Below are 20,563 nucleotides of genomic sequence, written 5' to 3'. Positions count from 1 at the left end.
CGCGGAGGGTGGTCACCATGATCGGGTACGACGTGCGCATGCTGGACGGCGGGCAGCCGGCCTTCGGCGACCAGGTCTTCGAGCGGCTGCTGCGGGAACGCATCATCTTCCTGGGCACCGAGGTCACCGACGCCTCGGCCAACCAGATCTGCGCGCAGATCCTGCTGCTCGCCGCCGAGGACAGCGAGCGGGACATCTACCTCTACATCAACTCGCCGGGTGGTTCGGTCAGCGCCGGCATGGCCGTCTACGACACCATGCGGTACGTCCGCAACGACGTGGCCACCCTGGCGTTGGGGCTGGCCGGCTCGATGGGGCAGTTCCTGCTCTGCGCGGGGGCGGCCGGCAAGCGGTTCGCCCTGCCGCACGCGCGGATCATGATGCACCAGCCGTCCGGGGGGATGGGCGGCACCGCCGCCGACATCACCATCCAGGCGGAGAACATGCTGCACGTGAAGCGGACCATGCAGGAGCTGATCGCCCGGCACAGCGGGCGCACCCTCGACGAGATCCAGGCCGACTGGGACCGGGACCGGTGGTTCACCGCCGAGCAGGCCCGGGAGTACGGCCTGATCGACAAGGTGCTCGCCCGGGTCGACCAGCTTCCCGGCTGACCGTGACCGGCCCGGGACGTCGCCGGGCCGGGGCGATGCCGGGCCGGGGCCCATGTGCCGACGGCCGGCGGCGGGTGCCGCCGGCCGTCGTCCGCGCGTCGGGTCGGGGTCCCCGGCGGAGGTCCGCCGGGAACCCCGCGCGCTGCCGGTAGCCCGCCGGGGCGGCTAGCCGTGGAGCCGACGGCGTCCACAGTCGTCGGACCCGCCCCCTCGTTCGGGTCCGACACCAGCCGGCCGTACCGCGACGGACGCTCGTCGATGCGGGAGAGCGTAAGCGGCACGGGAGTTCCCGCGCGGGCGAATACGGCGGAGCGCATTTCCCACAAATATCGTTACATCGACGTGGCTCATCGGCCACCGCTGCCGCGAAGCGGGGCGGCGACGGGCCCGGACGACCGGCGGGATCACCCGCCGACGGTCAGCACCACCTTGCCCAACGCCCGCCGCCCCTCCAGGTCGGCGTGCGCGGCAGCCGCCTGCGCCAGCGGGTACGTCGACACCAGCGGACGCCACCAGCCACGACCACCCAGCTCCACCGACTGGGCCGCCAACCCCGCGATCCCGCCCGGCCGGTCACGTACCCGCTGCCCGAGCCACCCGACGGTCAGGCTGCGCTCCACCAGATCCGCCGTGCCGACCCGGGTCGGCTCCCCCGCCGACCAGCCGAACATCACGAACCGGCCGCCTGCCGCCGTCGACTCCAGGGCGGCCCGGCCCACCGCCCCACCGACCCCGTCGTACACCAGGGTCGGCCCGCCGGCCCGCGCCCGGACCAGGTCCGTCCAGTCCGGCCGGTCGTAGTCGACCACCACCACGTCCGCACCCAGCTCGGCGAGCCGGGCCGTGCGGTGGGCGCCCCGGGCCGTGGCGACCACCGTCGCGCCGACCGTCCGGGCCGCCTGCACCAGCAGCCAGCCCATCCCACCGGCCGCCGACAGCACCAGCACCACGTCGTCCGCCGTCGGCGGCTCCGACTCGAAGACGCCGAGGGCGGTCCGGCCCGTTCCGACCAGCGCCACCGCGTCGGCGAACGCCATCTGCTCCGGTATGACGTTAAGCGACTCGACCGTGGTCACCGCCTGCTCGGCGTACCCGCCGGGGACCATGCCCAGGTGGGCGACGACCCGCCGGCCCCGCCACGCCCCGTCCACCCCGGCCCCGACGAGGTCGACCGTGCCGGCGACCTCGCGGCCCGGCACCGTCGGCAGCGCCGGCAGCGGCAGCGGGCCACCCGCCTCGCCCCGGCGCAGCGCGGTGTCGAGCAGATGGACCCCGCTGGCCGCCACCGCGATGCGCACCTGCCCGGGGCCGGGTGCCAGGTCGGGCAGGTCGTCGAGGACGAGATTGGTGGCGGGACCGAACCGGTGGAGGCGAATCGCACGCATGGCCCCATCCGACAACCTGCACCGGACATGAGGTCAAGGGCCGGGCGGGACCGCCGGTCAGGGGCCGCCCGGCCGGCGGACGTCGACCACCCCGGGCCGGACGGAGCACCCCCGGCCTGCCCGCCACGCCTTGACCCGCCGGCACGGTCGTGACAGCCTCACCGATAGATCGACGTGCATGGCTGGGTGAGTCGACGAGGGGGTCGCCGTTGCGCGGCACGGACTTCGCCACGGTGAGCGACCGGGTGTCCAGCCTGGCCCGCCGGTTCCCGCACCGGGTGGCCCTGGCCGACCGGACCGCAACGGTCACGTACGCCGAGCTGGAACAGCGGGTGGACACGCTCGCCGGGACGCTGGCCGGGGCCGGAGACGGGCCGGCGACCATGGTGGCGGTCGTCCTGGAACGCGGCCTCCCCCTCGTCACGGCGGCCCTCGCCACCTGGCGCAGCGGCGGCGTCCTGCTTCCGCTCGACCCGGCCAGCCCGCCGTCCTGGAACCAGGCGGTCGCGACGGCGGCGGACGCCACCGTGGTCGTGTCGACGTCCGTGCTCCACCGGGCACCGGGCATGCGCCAGGTGGACCCGACCCGGCCCGGGGCGACACCCCCGGGTGACCTGCCGGCCACCGTCGACCCGACGGGGCTGGCCTACGTCATCCCCACCGCCGGCACGACCGGCACCCCGAAACTGGTCATGATCGGCCACGACGCGGTCGCCAACCTCCTGGTCGCCCAGCGGCGCTGGTTCGGCGAACTCGGCGACGACGCCCGCGTCCTGCTCCACTCCGGCCCGGCGGCGGACGGCTGGGTCTTCGAACTCCTGCTCGGTCTCGGCGCCGCCTGCCCGCTGGAGGTCGCCGACCCGGACTCGCTGGTCGGTGCGCCGTTGGCGCGGCTGCTCGCGGAGCGGGCCGTCACCCACGCGATCCTGCCCGCCGCCGTGCTCGACACCCTGCCGGAGGACGACCTCCCCCGGCTCCGCACGGTGCTCAGCGTCGGCAGCCCGTTGTCGCCGGCCACGGCGCGCCGCTGGGTCGACCGGTGCGAGCTGGTCAACGGCTACGGGCCAACCGAGGCCACCGTGGCCAGCACCCTGCACCGGGTCACCCCGGCCGACACCGCAGGCGAGCACGTGCCCGTGGGCCGTCCGATCGCCGGGCACGACGTCCTCGTCGTCGACCCCGACGGACACGTCGTCGCCGACGGCCGGCCCGGTGAGCTGGTCATCCTCGGCGTCGGCGTCGCGCGCGGCTACCTGAACGCCCCCGACCTCACCGCCGAACGGTTCCGCATGCTCGACGGCCGCCGCTCCTACCGCACCGGGGACCGGGCACGCCGGGACGCCGACGGCACGGTCCACCTGCTCGGTCGGCTCGACGCGCAGGTGAAGGTACGCGGCTTCCGGGTCGAACCGGCCGGCGTCGAGGCGGCGCTGCGGCGGCTGCCCGGGGTCCGGTCGGCGGCCGTCTCCCCCGCCCCGGCGGACGCCGACCCGGTGTCGCTGGTGGCGCACGTCGTGCCGGCACCGGGTTACCACCCCTCCGGTACGGCGCTGCGGGCGGCCCTCGCCCGGGCCGTCCCCGCCCACCTGGTGCCGGACCTGGTCGTGGTGGTGGACGCCCTGCCGCTCACCGCCGCCGGCAAGGTCGACCGGCGGCAGCTGGCGGTGCCGGCGCGGCCCCGACCGCCGCACACCCCGACCGAACGCGCGATCGCCGCCATCGTCGAGGAACTGGTAGGCATCGACGGGGTCGGCCTGGACGACGACCTGACCGACGTCGGCTGGCACTCGCTGCTGACCACCCAGGTCGCGTTCCGGATCGAACGGCGGCTGGGCGTCCGGCTCACCATCGAGGAGATCATGCGGGCCGGCACCGTGGGGCGGATCGCGGCGGTGGCCGGCGACCGGACACCGGACGCCCGATGAGCGGCGGGCCGACCGTGCCCGGCCTGCTGCGGCAGCGTGCGGCGGACACCCCGGACGCCGTCGCCCTGTGCCGTCCGGACGGCTCGGCCCTGACCTTCGGCCAGTGGGACCGGTCGGCGGACGCACTCGCCGCCGCGCTCGTCGCCGACGGGCTGCGGGTCGGCCAACGGGTCGCGCTGCTCTTCGACGAACGGGAGTGGTTCGGGTTCGCCACCGCGTTCCTGGGTGTGCTGCGGGCCGGTGGGGTGGCGGTGCCGCTGTCGGCCCGGCTGCCGCCGGGGCAGCTCGTCGACCGGGTCACCGCCGCCGGGGCGGTCGGGACCATCCGGGAGGGCTGCGCCGTACCCCCGGAGCTGGGTGGCTGGCAGCGCGGGCCGGCCGGTGCCGACGCCGCCGCCGTCCCCGACCGGGCCACCCCGGACGGCCCGGCCCAGATCATCTTCACCTCGGGGACCGAAGGGTCGGCCCGGCCGGTCGTCGCCACCCACGGCAACCTCACCCACGGGCACGACGCCGCGCCCGGCCGGCGGCAGCTCGCCCACTCCCGCTACTTCCTGCACGCGTTCCCGCTCGGGACGAACGCCGCCCAGACCATGCTCCTCACCGGCCTGGCCGCCGAACCCGCCGCGCTCGTCGTGCCCCGGTTCGACGCCGCCGAGGTCTGCGCCGCCGTCGAGGAGTTCCGGGTCGGCACGCTCTTCCTCGTCCCGGCGATGGCCCGGGAACTGCTGGACTCCGGCGAACTCCACCGCCGTGACCTGTCGTCGGTGGTGCTCGTGGGAACCACCGGCGACGTGCTGCCCGGGTCCGTCGCGCGGGCCCTCGCCGACGTGCTGCCGTACGCCACCATCGTCAACACCTACAGCTCGACCGAGGCCGCACCGGCCCGGACGACGATGGTGTTCGACAGCCGACGCCCGGACGCCGTCGGCCGGGGCGCGGTACGGATCACCGACGACGCCGGCCGGGAGGTCCCCGCAGGCGAGACGGGTCAAGTCTGGATCGGCTCCGACGCGCCACCGCGCCGCTACCTCGACGGCGGCGACACCGGGACGTTCCGCGCCGGCTGGACCCGTACCGGCGACCGGGGCCGGCTCGACGACGAGGGCTACCTGCACCTCGCCGGCCGCGACGCGTCGACCATCCACTCCGGCGGGACGAAGGTCTCCCCGCTCACCGTCGAACAGGCGCTGCGCGAACACCCCGACGTCCGGGACTGCGCGGTGACCGCCCTCGCCGACCCGGTGCTGGGCGAACGGCCCGCCGCCGTGCTGGTGACCCGTACCGGTGCCGTGCCGGCCGACCTGCGGACCTTCCTCGCCGGCCGGCTGTCCGGTGCGGAGATCCCGCAGCGGGTCGTCTGCGTGGCCGCGTTGCCGCGCAACGACGGCGGCAAGGTGGTCGTACGGGCGCTGCGCGACCTCTTCCCGCCGGCCGGGTCGATGCCCACCGCCGACCCGGTGACCGTGGTCGAACGGCGACTGGCCGGCATCTGGGCCGCCGTGCTGGGGGTGGCCGCCGTGGGCCGCGACGACGACTTCCTCGCCCTGGGCGGGAACTCGATGTCGGCGTTGCGGCTGGCCCGCCTCGTCGCCGACCAGTTCGCGGTCCCCACCCCCGTGTCGGCCCTGTACGCCCGGCCGGGCCTGGCCGAGCAGGCCGCCTGGATCGCCGACCGGATCGCCGGATCGCCGTGACGCGTCTCGTGCCGACCTCACCGCTGCAACGGGGCGTCTGGTTCAACGAGCAGGTGGCCGCCCTCGGGTCGGCGTACACGGTCGCGGTCACCGCCGACCTGCGCGGCCCGGTCGACGTGGGCCGGCTGGCGCGGGCCTGCACGGCGCTGGCCGCGCGGCACCCGCTGCTGACCGCCGGCTGCCACAACCTCGACGGCCTGCCCTGGCTGGCGGTCGACGAGCACCCGCTGACGCTCACCGTCGAACGGGTCACCGACGGGACCGTCCGGGGGCGGGTCGAGCGGGCCGTCCGCACCCGGTTCGACCTGTCGGCCGGGCCGCTGGCCCGGGTCTGGTGGTTCGCCCTCGCCGACGACCGGGGGGTGCTCGTCCTGGCCGCCCACCACCTGATCGTCGACGGCGGGTCCAAGGACGTGCTGCTGCGGGACCTGGCCGCGCGCTACGGCCACGACGCACCGGCGACGGCGGCGCACCCCGCCTGCACCGGGGACCCCGCCGGCCCCGGGGAGCACGGGCCACCGGAGGACCCGGTCGTCGCGGCCGCCGAGTACTGGTGGCGGAACCCGCCGCGACCGGTCGACCTGCCCGGCGGTGCCCGACGCGGGGACGCGGTCGTCCGTCTCCTCACCCCCCGGACCCGGGCGCTGCTGGCCGGGGCGGCCGTCGCCCTGGCCGCGACCCGGTTCGAGCTGCTACTCACCGTGCTCGCCGGCTGTCTCGCCCCCGACGACGGGCCCACCTCGATCGCGCTCGAACTGTCGGTGCGTACGCCGGCCGAGGCGGGCCGGATCGGCATGTACGTCAACGAGCTTCCGCTCACCCTCCCGACGCCACCGACCGGCCCGTACGCGGCGGCGCTGGCGACCGTCCGTGCCGGCCTGCGCCAGCTCTACGCCCACCGTACGGTCCCGTTGGCGAGGTGCCGGCCCGGGACGCGGCCGTTCCTGGCCACCGCCGCCGTCTCGGTCAGCTACCGGCGGATCGCCCCCGGCCCGGTCTTCCCCGGCCTCGCCACCACCGTGGACTGGTCGCCGTTCAACGGGGTCGCCCGCAACGCCCTGCACGTCATGATCGCCGACGGTGAGCAGACCCGGGTCACGTTCCAGTTCCCGGCGTCGGCCGGGGCACGCCGCCGGGCCGACGCCCTGATCGACCACGTCCTGGCGGTGCTCGACCGCAGCCTCGCCGCGCCGGAGTCACCCGTCGTCCGGCCGTCGGAGGAGCCGCCCCCGTGGACCTGAGCCTGTTCTTCTTCTCCGCCAGCGCCGACGACGCCCACGACCTGATGCTCGACGGCGCACGGTTCGCCGACGAGCACGGCTTCACGGCGGTCTGGACGCCGGAGCGGCACTTCCACGGGTTCGGCGGCCCCTACCCGAACCCGGCGGTGACCGGCGCCGCCGTCGCGGCGGTCACCCGGCGGGTCGGCGTCCGCGCCGGCAGTGTCGTGCTCCCCCTGCACGACCCGTTGCGGGTGGCCGAGGAGTGGGCGGTGGTGGACCGGATCTCGCACGGGCGGGCCGGGGTCGCGTTCGCCTCCGGCTGGCACGCCGTCGACTTCGTCCTCGCCCCCGACCGGTACCCGCACCGCAGGGCGGAACTGCCGGAGCTGATCGACCAGGTGCGGTCCCTGTGGCGGGGCGGCACGGCGGCACGCACCGACGGCACCGGCAGCCGGGTCGACGTCGAGGTCTTTCCCCGGCCGGTGCAGGCCGACCTGCCGGTCTGGATCACCAGCGCCGGTGACCTGGCCACCTTCGAACTCGCCGGGCGGCTCGGCGTCGGCGTCCTCACCCACCTGCTCACCCAGAGCCTCGACGAGCTACGTCCCAAGATCGAGCGGTACCGGCGGCTGCACCCCGGGCGCGGTCAGGTCACCCTCATGCTGCACACCCTCGTCGGGCCGGACGACGCGGGCGTGTCCGCGCTGGCCCGGGAGCCGATGACCCGCTACCTGCGGTCCTCGCTCGACCTCGTGGCCGGGATGCTGCCGGGTTCGGCGTTCCACGACGGCACCGTCACCGACGACGAGGCGGACTTCCTCATCGGCCGGGTGCTCGACCGGTTCCTCGCCGAACGCGGGCTGTTCGGCTCGGTGCCGACCTGCGCCCGTACCCTGCGCCGGCTCGCCGACGCGGGCGTCGACGAGGTCGCCTGCCTGATCGACTTCGGAGTGCCGGCCGAGGCGACCAGAGCCGGCCTCACCCACCTGGCCCGGCTGGTCGGGCGGTGACCCCGGCGGCGGACCCCCGTCCCGCGCGCACCGGCAGCGCCCGCGCCACCGCACGCCAAGCGGTGCCGGTCCCCGCGCCGGCCGGTGCCCACCCCCGCGTCCGCCGACCGAAGGAGCGCTGATGGACGACGACGACCTCCCCGCCTTTCCGCTGCCGCCCGCGTCGGGGCTCGCCCCCGCCGCCGACTTCGCCCGGCGGCGCGAGCAGTGCCCGTTCGGCCGGGTCCGCCTGCCCAGCGGCGACAGCGCGATCCTGCTCGTCCGGCACGCCGACGTCGCCGCCGCCGTCACCAGCCCGGCGCTGTCCCGCAACCACCTGCTCACCGACGCACCGAGGCGCAGCGGCGAACCCAACTTCCTGTACGACCCGGATCTGCTGATCAACCAGTCCGAACGGTCCCACGCGGCGGTGCACCGGGTCGCCACCCGGGCGATGAACCACGAGCGGGTCGCCGCCCACCTGCCGGTGGTCCGGCAGGTCGCCGACGCCCTCGTGGACGCGATGACCGCCGACGGCCGCCGTGGGGGCGAACTCGTCGCCGGGTACACCGACCGGCTCCCGCTGCTGTCGATCACCCGGCTGCTCGGCATCCCGGCCGACGACTGCGACCGGATCCGCCGCTGGTCGGGGGCGTACACCCACTCGCATCCCGGCACGCCGCAGGAACGGGCCCGGCTCGTCGCCGAGTTCGGCGAATACGTACGCGGGGTCGTCTCGGGCGGATCGGACGCCGCGCTGCTGGCCGACCTGGTCGACCCACCGGACACCGGCATCCGGCTGTCGACCGACGAGTTGGTCAGCCTGACCAGGCTGATGCTGTCGGCGGGGGTGGAGGCCCCGGCGACCGTGCTCGGCCGGGCGATGCTGCGGCTGCTGGGGGACGACGCCGCCGACTGGCGGGCGTTCGTCCGGCGGCGGACCGACCCCGCGGCCATGGCCGACGAGCTGCTCCGCCTGGTGTACGCCGGCAACGTGGCCGCCCTGCGGACCGCGACCACCGACCTGGCGCTGCCCTCCGGAACCGTGCCCCGGGGCACGGCGGTGCTCCTCGCCTGGATCTCCGCGCTGCACGACCCGGCGGTCTACCGGCAGCCGGAGGCGCTCCTGCCGCACCGCGACGGCCCGAAGTTCGTCGGGTTCGGCGGGGGCCGCCACTACTGCCCGGGTCGGCGGCTCGGCCGGGCGATCCTGGCCGTGGGGCTGGACCGGCTGCGGGCCCGACTGCCCGGTCTGCGCCTCGCCACCGACGGGCCGTTCCCCATCGCGGAGCGGGAGGTGGGCGGGATGGTCACCACGCTGCCGGTGCGCTGGTAGCGCCGGCCGGCGAGGTCGACCAGGTCGGCGTTACCCTTGATCAGCCAGGCGCCCAGGTCGTCGTGGGTCACCCGCCCGTCCGCCACGTCGGGTCCTCCTCGACCGTCAGATCAGCCCCTCCCGGACCGCGTACGCCACCGCGTGCGTACGGTTGCGCAGCTGGAACCGGCTGGTGATGTCGTGCAGCACGTTCTTGACGGTCCGCTCCGAGTAGCTCAGCCGGGTCGCCACCTCCCGGGTGTCCATCCCGTCCGCCACCAGCCGCAGGATCTCGCTCTCCCGCACCGAGAGCCCGTTGACGTCGATGCCGCGCGGGGCGAGCACCGTCTGCTGGAGCCGGGTCACCTGCTTGACCAGCAGCCCGAGCACTTCCGGGGGCATCGCCGCGCCACCGGAGGCGGTGCTGACCACGAGCTGGGCGAGCCGGTGCCCGGTCGCCTCGGCGCGTGAGGCGAGGGCGCGTACCCCCAGTTCCACCGCGGGGATCAGGGCCGAGTCCGACTCGACGGCGGCGACCAGTACGAACCGCCGGCAGCCCAGCCGGCGTACGGCCCGGAGCACGTCGAGCGTGCCGTGGTCGAGGGTGTCGGCGGCGACCACGCCGACGGTCTCGGCGGTGATCATCTGCGCGGGCACGACCTCGATCTCGGCCCGGCCGCGCAGCGCCGCGGTGATCCCGGCCGTGGAGATCGGATCGGGGGTACGGATGTAGGTCTGGGCACGTCCGTTCATGGCGGTTCCTTAGCTTCCGGGCTGAGTCGAGCGTCAGCTGCCAGGCTGCCGTTCAGCAGGGGGACAGATGGGTGGTCCGGAGGCCGGTGCCGTGCGGTTCCGTGACCGGGTGCAAGTCGCTTTCGCCGAGGTGGACACCGGCCAGCGGGTGGTGGCGGTGTCCGTGGTCCACGGTAGAGACGGCGGCCGGCCGCGCACTGGAGGCCGGCTGGACGCCGTCGAATCGACATCCTTGCCAGGCGGCAACGTTTTGAGCTGCCCAAATGCCCGACCGTCCAGAAGCGAGCCGCCGGAGCACCGGCAGAACCGGCAGAACCGTTGCCCCGACGGGCGTCCGCTGCTGCCCGATCGGCAGGTTTCGGCCGTGTGCAACCCGGTGATTGAGTGTCGAAGATCATGGTCATCCGACCGGTCAACCGGCAGAATCATGTGCTGGCCGCGCTGGTGGGAAGGACGCGCAGCCATGACAGGGAGGCCGGTTGATGGCCGACAGCGGTGGTGAGATCCGACGACGACGGCTGGGTGCCGGGTTGACCCAGGAGCAGTTGGCCGAACGGGCAGGAATCAGTGTCCGGGCGGTGCGCGACATCGAACAGGGCCGGGTCCGCAACCCCCGCGCCGAATCCCTCCGACGCATCGCCGACGCCGTCGGGCTGCCCCACCTCAAGCCGCCCGGCCCCGCACCACCCGCCGCGTCGGCACCCACCCTCCGCATCGACGTGCTCGGCCCGCTGCGCATCCAGGTCGGGGCCGAACCGGTCGCACTCGGCGCCAACCGGCAACGGATGCTGCTCGGCCTGCTCGCCCTGCACCCGGACACGATCGTGTCCCGCCACGAGATCGTCGACGTGCTCTGGGGGCACGACCCGCCGGACAGCTGCCTGAACCTCGTGCACACCTACGTCGCCCGGCTGCGCCGGGTGCTGGACCGGCCCGGGAACGCCGGCACCACCATCACCCACGTCGGTGGCGGCTACCGGCTCCGGGTCGACCCCACCCAGCTCGACCTCAGCGAGTTCGCCACCGTGATCGAACGCGCCGAGGGCAGCGTCGCGGGCGACCTGGCCAGCCTGGACCGGCTGGCCGGCGCACTGGCGTTGTGGCGCGGGCCGGTCCTGGCCGACGCGGCACCGGGCCTGGCCCAGCACCCGACCGCCGTCGCCCTGAACCGACGCCGCATCGCCACCGCCGTCACCTACGCGACGCTCGCCGTCGACCTGGGACTGCCCGACCGGGCGGTCCGGGAGCTGCACGCCGTGGCCCGCCACGAACCCCTGCACGAACAGGTGCACGCCCGGCTCATGCTCGCCCTGGCCGCCTGCGGCCAGCAGGCCCGGGCGCTGACCCTGCACCGTAAGCTGCGGGACCGCCTCGCCGAGCAGCTCGGCGTGGAACCCGGCCCGGAACTACGCGAGGCGCAGCTGCGCATCCTGCGTCAGGACCTGCCCCGGGTGGTCGCCCGCCCGGCCGTCGGTGACGCCCCGGCCGTACGCCCCGGCGTCGCGCCGCACCGGCCCGAGGCGTCACCGCCGGCCCGCCCGCCCAGCCACCGCCCACCCGCACAACTACCCCCCGACGTCGCCTACTTCACCGGGCGCAGCACCCAGATGGCCGCGCTCGACGCGCTGCTGACCGGGGAGACGGCGACCCGGGGCCCGGTGGTCATCTCCGCCATCACCGGGATGGCCGGGGTCGGCAAGACCGCCCTGGCGGTGCACTGGGCCCACCGGGTGCGTCGGCACTTCCCGGACGGGCAGCTCTACGTCAACCTGCGCGGCTACTCGACGGCCAGCCCGGTCCGCGAGGAGGAGGCCCTGGCCGGGTTCCTGCACGCGCTCGGGGTACCGGCCGAGCAGGTGCCGGTCGACGCCGGGCAGGCCGCCGCGCTGCTGCGTACCATGCTGGACGGTCGCCGGATGCTGGTGGTGCTGGACAACGCCGCCAGCGCCGACCAGGTGCGCCCGCTACTACCGGGCAGCGCCGGCTGCCTGGCGTTGATCACCAGCCGGGACCGGCTCAGCGGGCTCGTCGCGGTCGACGGCGCGCGCCGCATCGACCTCGACGTGCTCACCGCCGCCGAGGCCGGCACCCTGCTCACCCGGATCATCCCGACCGAACGGGTCACCCGCGCCACCGAGATCGCCGAGCTGGCGACGGTCTGCGCCCGGCTGCCGCTGGCCCTGCGGATCGCCGCCGCCAACCTGATCGACCAGCCCGACCAGTCGATCAGCGCGCACACCGCCCGGCTGACCGCCGGCAACCAGCTCGCCGACCTGCGTATCGAGGGCGACGACCAGGCGGCCGTCCGGGCGGCCTTCGACCTGTCGTACGCCGCCCTGCCCGCCCCGGCGCGGCGGCTGTTCCGGCTGCTGGGCACGGCACCCGGGACGGACGTCACGGTGGCCGCCGCCGCCGCGCTGGCCGGGATCGACGAGCCGACGGCCGCCCGCGAGCTGGACCGGCTCGCCGCCGCGCACCTCGTCGGGCAGGTGGCACCCGGCCGGTACACGTTCCACGACCTGCTGCGGCTCTACGCCCGGGAACGGGCCACCGCCGAGGATCCCGGGCCGCAGCTGCGGGCCGCCACCGGGCGTCTCTACGGCTGGTACCGGCAACGCACCGAGGCCGCCGCCGTCGCCGTCTACCCGCACCTGGTGCGGTTGCCGCCCGACGGGACGGGACCGGTCGCCGGGGCGTCGCCGTTCCCCACCTCCGCCGGGGCGATGGCCTGGCTGGAGGAGGAGCACACCAACCTGATGCGGGTGATCGCGCACGCCGCCGAACACGACGCCGACCCGGCCGCCTGGCGGATCCCGGACGCGCTGCGCGGCTACTTCCAGTTCCGCCCGCACCGCGACGGCCTGGTCGCCGCGACCAGCGCGCTGCGCGCCGCGCAGCAGGCCGGCGACCATGCCGGCGAGGCCGCGAGCCGGCTCGGGCTGGCCAGCCTGCACCTGCGTCGCGGCGAGTACGGGGTGGGCCTGTCCCACGCCACCGCGATGATCGACGCGGCGCACCGGGCGGCCTGGCCGGAGGGCCTGGCGGCGGCGTACGGCACCTGTGGGCTGGTGCACCTGCGGGCCGGCCGGCTGGCCGAGGGGGCCGAGCTGACCCGGCTCGCGGTGAGCATCCACGAACGTCTCGGCGGCCCGGAACGGCTCAGCACCAGCCTCGGCAACCTCGGGGTGATCTACCGGGACATGGGACGGCTCCGCGAGGCAGCCGAGGTGTTCCGGCAGGCGTTGGCGTTGACCCGCAGCACCGGGATGTGGATGAGCACCGGGATCAGCCTGAGCAACCTGGGCGAGGTGCAGCACGCCCTCGGCCAGCACGACGAGGCCCTCGACCACCTGCGGGAGGCGCTGGAGCTGAGCCGGCGCACCGGCTACCGGCCGACCGAGACGGAGAGCCTGCGCCGGCTGGCGGCGCTGCGCGCGCAGACCGGTGACCTGGGCCCGGCGACCGAACTGGCGAACGCCGCGCTGGCCCTCGCCGACCTGATCGGCGATCCCGCCCAGCAGGCCGCCGCCCGTAACGTGCTGGGCGCGATCCACCTGCGCAACGGCGATCCGGCCGCGACCACCGAACACCGGCGGGCGCTCGACCTGGCCCGCGCGGGCGGGGCCCGGGGTGAGGAGGTCGAGGCGCTCATCGGGCTGGCCGAGGTGCACCGGGACACCGATCCGACGGAGGCGGTCGCGCTGGCCCGGCAGGCCCGCGCGGTGGCCCGCGCCGCCGGTTACCGGGTGTGGGAGGGGCACGCGCTGATGGTGGCGGCCGAGGCGCTGCGGGCCACCGGCCCGATGACCGCCGCCCGCACCGCCGAGGAGGCGTTGGCGACCCACCGGGAGACCGGTCACCTGCTCGGCCAGGTCCGCGCGTTGCGGCTGCTGGTCGCGCTCGGCGCGGACGGCGGCGTCGACGCGGCCCAGCAGGCCACGTACCGGCGGGAGATCGCCGAGTTGTCCCGGCGGCTGCGGCCCGCCCGCGACGAGGACCTGCCGGTCAGCCCGTGACGGTGAACCGGCGGCGGCTCTCGTCGTCCAGCGGGGTCAGGGTCGGCCGGCCGGTCCCGTCCACGTCGAACGCCAACCGGCCCTCGACCGGGACGGTGTCGTCCTGGTGCGACGCGTGCCAGCCGATCCGTAGTCGCGGCGCGCGGTCGTCGCCGCCCGGTTCCCAGTCGGGGGTGAGCACCAGCCGCGTCCACGCTCCGGTGCTGTTGCGCACGGCGTCCGGGCCGGGCCCGCCGTCGGCCCCGGACACCAGGAGCGCGACCTGCCGCAGGCCGGTGTGCCGCCGCCCCCGGTGCCACAGCACCGGCCACGCCTCCCGGTTGGCCGTCGGGTCGTCGCCGTAGTAGGCGTCGACGGGCGCGTCGCCGCCCTCGGGGGCCCGGTGGACGGTGCCGCGGTCGACGCCGGGCGGGGCGACCAGGAAACGGTGCATGGTGAACCGGAGCCCCAGCAGCAGCCGGACGCCACCGGCCCGGCCCGGCCCCCGGTCGGCCCGGTAGGCCAGCAGCAACGCGCCGGGTTCCGGGGCCGCCGGGTCCAGCATCGCCGTCCGCTGCTCACCGGTCGCGTCGCGGACCGTCAGCGTCTGCGGGCCGTCCAGCCCGTCGAAGCCGGTCACCACGACGGTGTCGTCGGCGTACGGCGTCAGCCGGGGCCCGGCCGACTCGGCCGGGGCGGCGGTGAGCCCGGTCGCGTGCCACACCGGGCGGGCCGAGTCGGGTCGCCGGGCGGCGGCCGGCGGCACCGGCGGCCGGTCGTGCACCCCGGCGTCGACCGGCGTGACGAGGAAGTGGGTCCGGGTCGCCAGGGACCGGTCGGCCACCTCGAACAGCCCGTCGCTGTGCACCAGGAACGACCCCACCTCGTCGTGTTCCGGGGTCAGCAGCACCCCGTCGACAGTGGTCCGTTCGTGGTGCACCCGGTAGCCGACCCGGACCGCCGGCATCGTCCCGTGGCCGGCCTCCAGCCGGGCGGTGAACACCAGCGAACCCACCTCGTTGAACTTGTTGAACGGGTTGCGCCCGGCCGTGACGGCGTGCGGCGACACGCTCAGGTCGGCGACGCCCCAGCAGGGGAAGGACGCCAACGCGGCCTGCCGGGACGACGCCGGGCCGGCCCCGACGTCGGCGGCCACGTAGTCGAAGGTGGTGAACCGGACCAGCAGGTCCACGCAGACCCGCTTCGGGCCGGTCGGGCCGCCCCGCCGACGCAGGTAGCGCAGCCAGTACGAGTGCCGCCGCTGCCGGTCGCCCCGGACCATCCCGGTGCCGGCGAGGTAGGGCTGCGCCGGGGTGACCAGGTCCCGCAGCGTCGCCTGCTCGGGGAAGCCGGCGCCGCCGAACCCGGTCACCGTGAAGGCGTCACCCACCGGCGGGTCGGGCCGGTACCCGACCAGCCGCATCCGACTCGGCACAGTGTCCTCCGCTCAGTTCGTCACGGTCAGGTGCCGGTAGGTCTGCTCGTCGCCGAAGCGGACCACCGGCCCGCCGGAGGTGTCCACGGTGATCAGGAACGCGCCGCCGAGCGGTGTGCCGGGGCCCGTGGCCGGGGCCACCGCCACCTCGGACCAGCGGACGAGCAGGCCCGGCACGTCGCCGTCCGGGCCGTCGTACCACTCGGGGACGAACCGCAGCCGCGAGCCGACCGTCCCGGGCGGGGTGGGGTCGGCGTCGTCGGGCAGCGGGCGCAGCGACACGTCGGCGAACCCGGGGTGCCGGCGGCCGTGGTGGAAGACCACGGCGTCGGCGAACTCGTTCGACTCGACCAGGTACGAGCAGGTGAGCAGGCGCAACGCGAGGCGGGCCCGGACCCGACCGGCCCTCGGGCCCTCGGCCGGGTCACCGGGCCGGGCGTACTCCACGATCATGCCGTCGTCCCGGGTGTCGACGCCCATCGACGCGCGGTACCAGCGCGGATGCCCGTCGTGCCACACCTCGATCTGCGGCGGGCCGGCCACCCGCTCGAATCCCTGCACCTCGACCGCGCCCCGGCGGGCCCGCCCGGTCAGCACCCGCATCGCGGTGACCGGCGGCGGGACGGTGACGCCGGTGGCCTGGTAGACGGTGAGGCTGCGGGTGGGCGGCGGGTCGGCCCCGACCAGCGGCCGCCCGTGCACCGCGCCGCTGACCGGGACCAGCCGCCACGACGACGGCCCGGACGCCGGTTCCAGCGTGATCGCGCCGTCGCTGTGCACGGTCAGCGCCCCGGTCTCCTCGTGGCCCGGGGCGACCGCCGGACCGAGCACCGGGTTCTCCGCGTGCCGGACCCGGTACCCGATCCGGATCGCGGGCACCGGGGCACCGGTGCCGGCGGCGGGGGCGGACACCATCGTCGGCTCGAAGACGAGGTGGCCGGGGTCGTTGAACTTGTTGAACGGATTCCGGCCGCCGGCACCGGTGTCCCGCAGCGCGATGCTGAGGTCCTCGATCCCCCACAGGCCCGGCGGCGGTGCCGCCGAACGGGGCGAGTACCGGTCGGTGCCGGGGCGGGGCTGGTAGGGGAAGGTGCCGAACCGGACCAGGAACTCCGCCGCGACCAGCTTGCGACCGCCCGGCCCCTGGTAGCGGTAGCGCAGCCAGTAGCAGTGCCGGTGGGTCCGGGTGCCCCGGTCCAGCCACACCGCGCCGTCGAACTCGTCGGGCCACAGTTCGTCGGCGAGGAACTCCCCGACCGGCAGGCCGGCGTCCCGGAAGCCGGTCACGGCGAACCGGTTGCCGGACAGTTCCTCCGGCTCGTACTCGATGCTGGTCACGGGGTGACGTCCCTGCTCGACCGGTCGACGGGACCCGGGCGCGACGATGGCCGGTCGGTCCATCGGGCCCGCCGGTGCCGGGCCGGGAACCGCTGGTGACGTGGTCCCGGCCCGGCACCGGTCGGGTCACACCAGGTCGTACTCGCGGGCCAGGTACTGGAACTTCTCGACGGTCAGCACCGTGGCCAGGACCCGCTGGTCGGCCACGGAGAGGTCGTCCACCTCGTCGTCGACCACCCGGTCGAGCACCTCCCGGGCGGTCTCCGGGTCGAGGTCGGCAAGCGGCTCCGGCGTCGGCCCGACCTGGTCGGCCGGCCCGACCTGGTCGGCCGGTTCCGGTTGCCCGGTGGGGTACGCCGACCCGTCCGGCCCGTGGTCCTGCTGCCCGTAGCCGTCCTGGTCGTAGCCGTCCTGCCCGTAGCCCTGCTGGCCTTGGCCGTGCTGGTCGTGTTCCTGCTGGCCGTAGTCCTGCCCGGCCTGGTCGTAGCCGGCCTGGTCGTAGTCGTGCTGGTCGTAGCCGTCCTGGTCGGCGGCCTGGTGCGCGGCGGCGATCCAGTTCTGGGTCACCGAGTCGATCACCCGGGCCATCTCCGTCGCCGGCTCACCCATCTCGTCGACGGCGAAGATCTGCACCGGCGGGAAGGCGCTGGCGTGGTGGTAGACGGTGTCGTAGAAGTCGGCCAGCCAACCGTTGCGCTGGTACCACCCCGGGTCGCCCCAGCCCTGCCCGAGCAGGTCCGGCACCAGCTCCCAGCCGGCCTCCGGCTGCTCGGCGAGGATGCCGTGCGCGCTGACCGCCGCCCAGCTCAGATAGGCGTACGCGTCGTCGAGGCCGGCCGGGCCGGTGGTGTCGAAGGTCTCCGGATAGTTCATCGGTCGTCTCCCCCTCAGCCCGTGACCGTGAAGTACTTGTTGCTGTCGGCGTCGAGCAGGCGGAGCACCGGACTGCCGGACGGGTCGATCCCGAGGCGGAACTGCCCCTTGTTGCTGTGCTGGCGGCTCCGCCCGTCGGCGCCGGCGTGCTCGGCCGTCCAGTCGATGCGTAGCTGCACCCCGACCTGCCCCGGCACCTCCTCGACGTACGGCCCGAAGAACAGCGTCGACTCCTCGTGGTGCCGGTTCTTGACCGCGTCGACGTCGTACTGCCGGCCCTTCTCGCCGACCACCGCCGGATCGCCGCGCCCCACCTCCAGCACCTGCAACGAGACGTTGCGGAAGGCGGTGTAGCGCACCCCGTCCACGTAGACGATCTGCCGGTGGCCGTTGTCGGGCGCGGTGACGTACGGGACCATGGTGAACCGCAGCAGCAGCAACGCTTTGATCTTGGTGCGGACCTTCCGGCCCAGCACCGCGCCGTCGCGGACGTACTCCAGCCGCAGCGACGCCTCGTGCCCCTCGTCGTCCGCCGCCGTGGCGACCACCGGCGGTTGACCGTCGTTGCGGACGGTGACGGTGTTCGGGCCGTCCATCCGCTCGAAGCCGATCACCTTCATGCCCTTGTGCTCGTGCGGGTCGAGCATCCGGCCCCCGTGGTCGATCCCACCCAGCTCGATGCGTTGGGCCCTGAGCACGCCGGTCGTGACCGGCTGGCCGTCCTCGTCGTCCGGCACGACCCGGGTCGGGCGGTCGTGCACGCTGCCGCTGAGCGGGGTGATCCGGAAGTGCTTCTCGGTCCGCCCCTCCCCCGGGTTGATCTCGAAGCTGCCGTTGCTGTGCACCAGGAACGCGCCGACGTCGTTGTGGCTCAACCCGAGGGGCGCGCCGAGGAGGTTCTTCGCCTGGTGCTGCACCCGGTAGTTGATCCGCAGGTGGGGCATGCCGTCGTTGACGGCGGCCACGTCGAAGGTCAGGCTGCCGGACTCGTTGAACTTGTTGAACGGGTTCCGCCCCCGGCCGGTCGCCATCAGCGACACGCTCAGGTCGGTGATCCCCCAGAGCGGGTAGTCGCGCAGGATCGCCCGCTCCTGCGCGGTCGGGCCACCCTCACCGTCCTTCGGTACGTAGTCGAAGGTCGTGAAGCGCACCAGCAGCTCCACGCAGACCCGCTTCTTGTCGGTGATCCCGATGCCCCGGCGCACGTAGCGCAGCCAGTAGACGTGCTGCCGGGACTGGCCGCCCTGGACCATGACGATCTGGCCGTGGGCGATCGGCACCGGTGAGATCAACTGGTTCAGCGGCAGCTCGGTCCGGAACCCGGCGTTGCTGAACCCGTTGACCTGGAACACCCCGTCCGTCAGGCCCTTGGCCTGACCCTGCGCGAACCCGATCATGTTCGCGGTGGTGTTCAGGGCGATGGCGACTTCTGTCACGGATACACCTCCGACGTGGGACCGTCGGGCCGGTCGGCCGACGGTGGTGGTGGTTGTCGGGTGCCGCCGCCGGAGCCCGGTGCCCCGACGTCACCCGCTGCCCGGCGACCGCTCACTCCCGGGCGAAGAACTCGAACTCGCTGACCGTGACGTCGGTGCCCTTCTCGGCCCGGTGCACGTCGGTGACCTGGATCTGCACGCTGGTGACCCCGTCGGCTTCGTCGAGGCTCAACGTCTGGGGCTCCCCGGTGTCCTCGACGGTGAGGGTGTCCGACCGGTTGGTGGAGTAGACCAGGTGCAGGGTCATCGGCCGGTGGGTCGCGGTGTAGTCCTCGGCCGTGCCGGCGGTCACGATCAGCCGCTCCAGGTCGACCTTCGCCGCGAAGCGCAGGGTGACCGTCGGCGGCTTCTCCCGGTCCCAGCGCACCTGCCAGTGCGTGTTGCGGTACTGGTCGACGCTCAGCTCCGGCCCGTGGTCGCGGACCGACGCGCCGCCGGTCACCTCCACCGGCCGGACCGCCACGAACCGGGGGTTGATCTTCCGGTCGACCCAGTCCCGCGCCCCGGTCACCGGCCCGGAGACCGCCCCGTTGACCCGCTCCCGCAGCGGCGGATAGATCAGGTACGCCACCCCGATCGCGAAGAGCAGCACCGCGGCGACCGCGTTCGACCGCTGGTAGACGGCGTGCAGCACGCCACCGACCCCACCCGCTCGGCCGCCGCCGGGCGCGCCGGGGCGGGTCCCGGCCGCGGTGACCCGGGGGCCACGGCGCGGCAGCAGGCGCTGCCACCAGCGTCGACGCACCACCTCGGCGGTCCGCAGCGAGTCACCGCACCGGCTACAGAAGCGGCGGGTCGGCGCGTTGCCCTCGCCGCACTCGCCGCAGATGAGGTCACCGGGTTGCCGCCGCCGGGCGGACGCCTTCGCGCCGACGGTGGCCACCCGGGGCCGGACCGCCTGCGGGCTGACCTCCTCGGGCTCGACGGACGCGGCGGCGGTGGCCCGGGAGCCGACCCGCCCGCCGGTGGCCGGCGCGCCGGGCAGCACGGAGTCGACCGACCCGTCGGCGGCGACCAGGGCGCTGGTGTGCGGCGCGGCACGCGTGTCGCGCCGGGGCGGGGACGCCGGATTCCTCGGGGCGGTCGGCAGCTTCGCCCCGGCCACCCCGGGCGGCGGGGGCGGCAGCCGGCGCGGCGACCCGCTCGCCCCGGCGGCGGTGTCCGACGGACCGGCCGGGACGCCGCCGGCCGACGACGACGCGTCCTCGGCCGGAGCGTCCACCTCGGACGGACCGGGACGGACACCCGGCGGCACGGTGCGGGCCGCCCGGTCCGGCAGCCGGGCCGCCGGCACCCCCGGCGGCGGCGGTGGCAGCCGGCGCGGCGGTGTCGACACCGACACCGGACCGCCGTCCGTCGTGGACGCGACGGCGGCGGAGGAACCGGCCGGCGACGTCCCCGGCGGCACGGACCGTACCCCGGGAGCGCCCGGCCCCGGCGGCACGGACCGGACGCCCGGCGGACCGGACCCCGGCGGACCCGGCCGCGACCCGGGCGGACCGGACCGGCCCCCCGGCGGCGTCGT

The 20,563-nt window shown here is 75.3% G+C and carries 14 protein-coding genes; 7 read left to right on the top strand and 7 right to left on the bottom strand.

Translation table 11 applies throughout. The features are described 5' to 3' along the window. Positions 1-17: 17 nt before the first annotated feature. Positions 18-614, top strand: a complete 597-nt coding sequence (locus FJK98_RS03505; RefSeq protein WP_145917736.1) for an ATP-dependent Clp protease proteolytic subunit — start codon at positions 18-20, stop codon at positions 612-614. A gap of 404 nt (positions 615-1,018) precedes the next feature. Here FJK98_RS03505 and FJK98_RS03500 read toward each other — a convergent pair whose 3' ends face one another. Continuing rightward, entirely contained in the window at positions 1,019-1,999 is a 981-nt protein-coding gene (locus tag FJK98_RS03500; protein ID WP_145917735.1) for a zinc-binding dehydrogenase, read from the bottom strand. Positions 2,000-2,208: 209 nt separating this feature from the next. Between FJK98_RS03500 and FJK98_RS03495 the strand changes: the two genes are divergently transcribed. The 5 genes from FJK98_RS03495 (at position 2,209) to FJK98_RS03475 (ending at position 9,169) form a co-directional block, all read left to right on the top strand. Beyond that, on the top strand, positions 2,209-3,924 hold the full coding sequence (locus FJK98_RS03495; RefSeq protein WP_168222376.1) for a non-ribosomal peptide synthetase: 1,716 nt from the start codon (positions 2,209-2,211) through the stop codon (positions 3,922-3,924). Continuing rightward, positions 3,921-5,621 (top strand): AMP-binding protein, encoded by a 1,701-nt coding sequence (locus FJK98_RS03490; RefSeq protein WP_145917733.1) that lies wholly within the window; start codon positions 3,921-3,923, stop codon positions 5,619-5,621. The genes FJK98_RS03495 and FJK98_RS03490 overlap by 4 nt, the downstream gene beginning before the upstream one ends. Beyond that, a complete protein-coding gene (locus FJK98_RS03485) occupies positions 5,618-6,862 on the top strand; it encodes a condensation domain-containing protein (RefSeq protein WP_168222375.1) in 1,245 nt (414 codons plus the stop codon). Before FJK98_RS03490 ends, FJK98_RS03485 begins: the two co-directional genes overlap by 4 nt. Continuing rightward, positions 6,853-7,854 carry a MupA/Atu3671 family FMN-dependent luciferase-like monooxygenase gene (locus FJK98_RS03480; RefSeq protein WP_145917731.1) on the top strand — a complete coding sequence of 334 codons (1,002 nt, stop codon included), beginning with the start codon at positions 6,853-6,855 and terminating at the stop codon, positions 7,852-7,854. The genes FJK98_RS03485 and FJK98_RS03480 overlap by 10 nt, the downstream gene beginning before the upstream one ends. 121 nt (positions 7,855-7,975) lie before the next feature. Further along, on the top strand, positions 7,976-9,169 hold the full coding sequence (locus FJK98_RS03475; protein ID WP_145917730.1) for a cytochrome P450: 1,194 nt from the start codon (positions 7,976-7,978) through the stop codon (positions 9,167-9,169). 105 nt (positions 9,170-9,274) lie between these two features. On the opposite strand, the gene FJK98_RS03470 is transcribed toward FJK98_RS03475, so the two are convergent. After that, a complete protein-coding gene (locus tag FJK98_RS03470) occupies positions 9,275-9,901 on the bottom strand; it encodes a response regulator transcription factor (protein WP_145917729.1) in 627 nt (208 codons plus the stop codon). 482 nt (positions 9,902-10,383) lie between these two features. Here FJK98_RS03470 and FJK98_RS03465 point away from each other — a divergent pair, with 482 nt between their 5' ends. Further along, the gene (locus tag FJK98_RS03465) at positions 10,384-13,917 is read left to right on the top strand and encodes a BTAD domain-containing putative transcriptional regulator (RefSeq protein WP_145917728.1); all 3,534 of its coding nucleotides are present in this window, start codon (positions 10,384-10,386) and stop codon (positions 13,915-13,917) included. On the opposite strand, the gene FJK98_RS03460 is transcribed toward FJK98_RS03465, so the two are convergent. From FJK98_RS03460 to FJK98_RS34610, 5 genes are all read right to left on the bottom strand, one after another. Then, complete coding sequence (locus FJK98_RS03460; RefSeq protein ID WP_145917727.1) at positions 13,907-15,331, bottom strand: hypothetical protein; 1,425 nt, start codon at positions 15,329-15,331, stop codon at positions 13,907-13,909. The two genes, FJK98_RS03465 and FJK98_RS03460, sit on opposite strands and share 11 nt — an antisense overlap. A gap of 12 nt (positions 15,332-15,343) precedes the next feature. Continuing rightward, positions 15,344-16,669 (bottom strand): hypothetical protein, encoded by a 1,326-nt coding sequence (locus FJK98_RS03455; RefSeq protein WP_145917726.1) that lies wholly within the window; start codon positions 16,667-16,669, stop codon positions 15,344-15,346. A 126-nt stretch (positions 16,670-16,795) separates the two neighbouring features. Beyond that, positions 16,796-17,542, bottom strand: coding sequence for a hypothetical protein (locus tag FJK98_RS03450; RefSeq protein ID WP_145917725.1), 747 nt, complete (start codon positions 17,540-17,542; stop codon positions 16,796-16,798). Between the two features lie 14 nt (positions 17,543-17,556). Continuing rightward, positions 17,557-18,978 (bottom strand): hypothetical protein, encoded by a 1,422-nt coding sequence (locus tag FJK98_RS03445; protein ID WP_145917724.1) that lies wholly within the window; start codon positions 18,976-18,978, stop codon positions 17,557-17,559. Positions 18,979-19,090: 112 nt separating this feature from the next. Then, entirely contained in the window at positions 19,091-20,374 is a 1,284-nt protein-coding gene (locus FJK98_RS34610) for a zinc ribbon domain-containing protein (RefSeq protein WP_145917723.1), read from the bottom strand. Positions 20,375-20,563 lie beyond the last annotated feature (189 nt).

It is taken from the genome of Micromonospora sp. HM134 (assembly GCF_007833915.1).
Lineage (GTDB): Bacteria > Actinomycetota > Actinomycetes > Mycobacteriales > Micromonosporaceae > Micromonospora > Micromonospora wenchangensis.
This window is presented reverse-complemented; position numbering and strand designations above follow the sequence as displayed.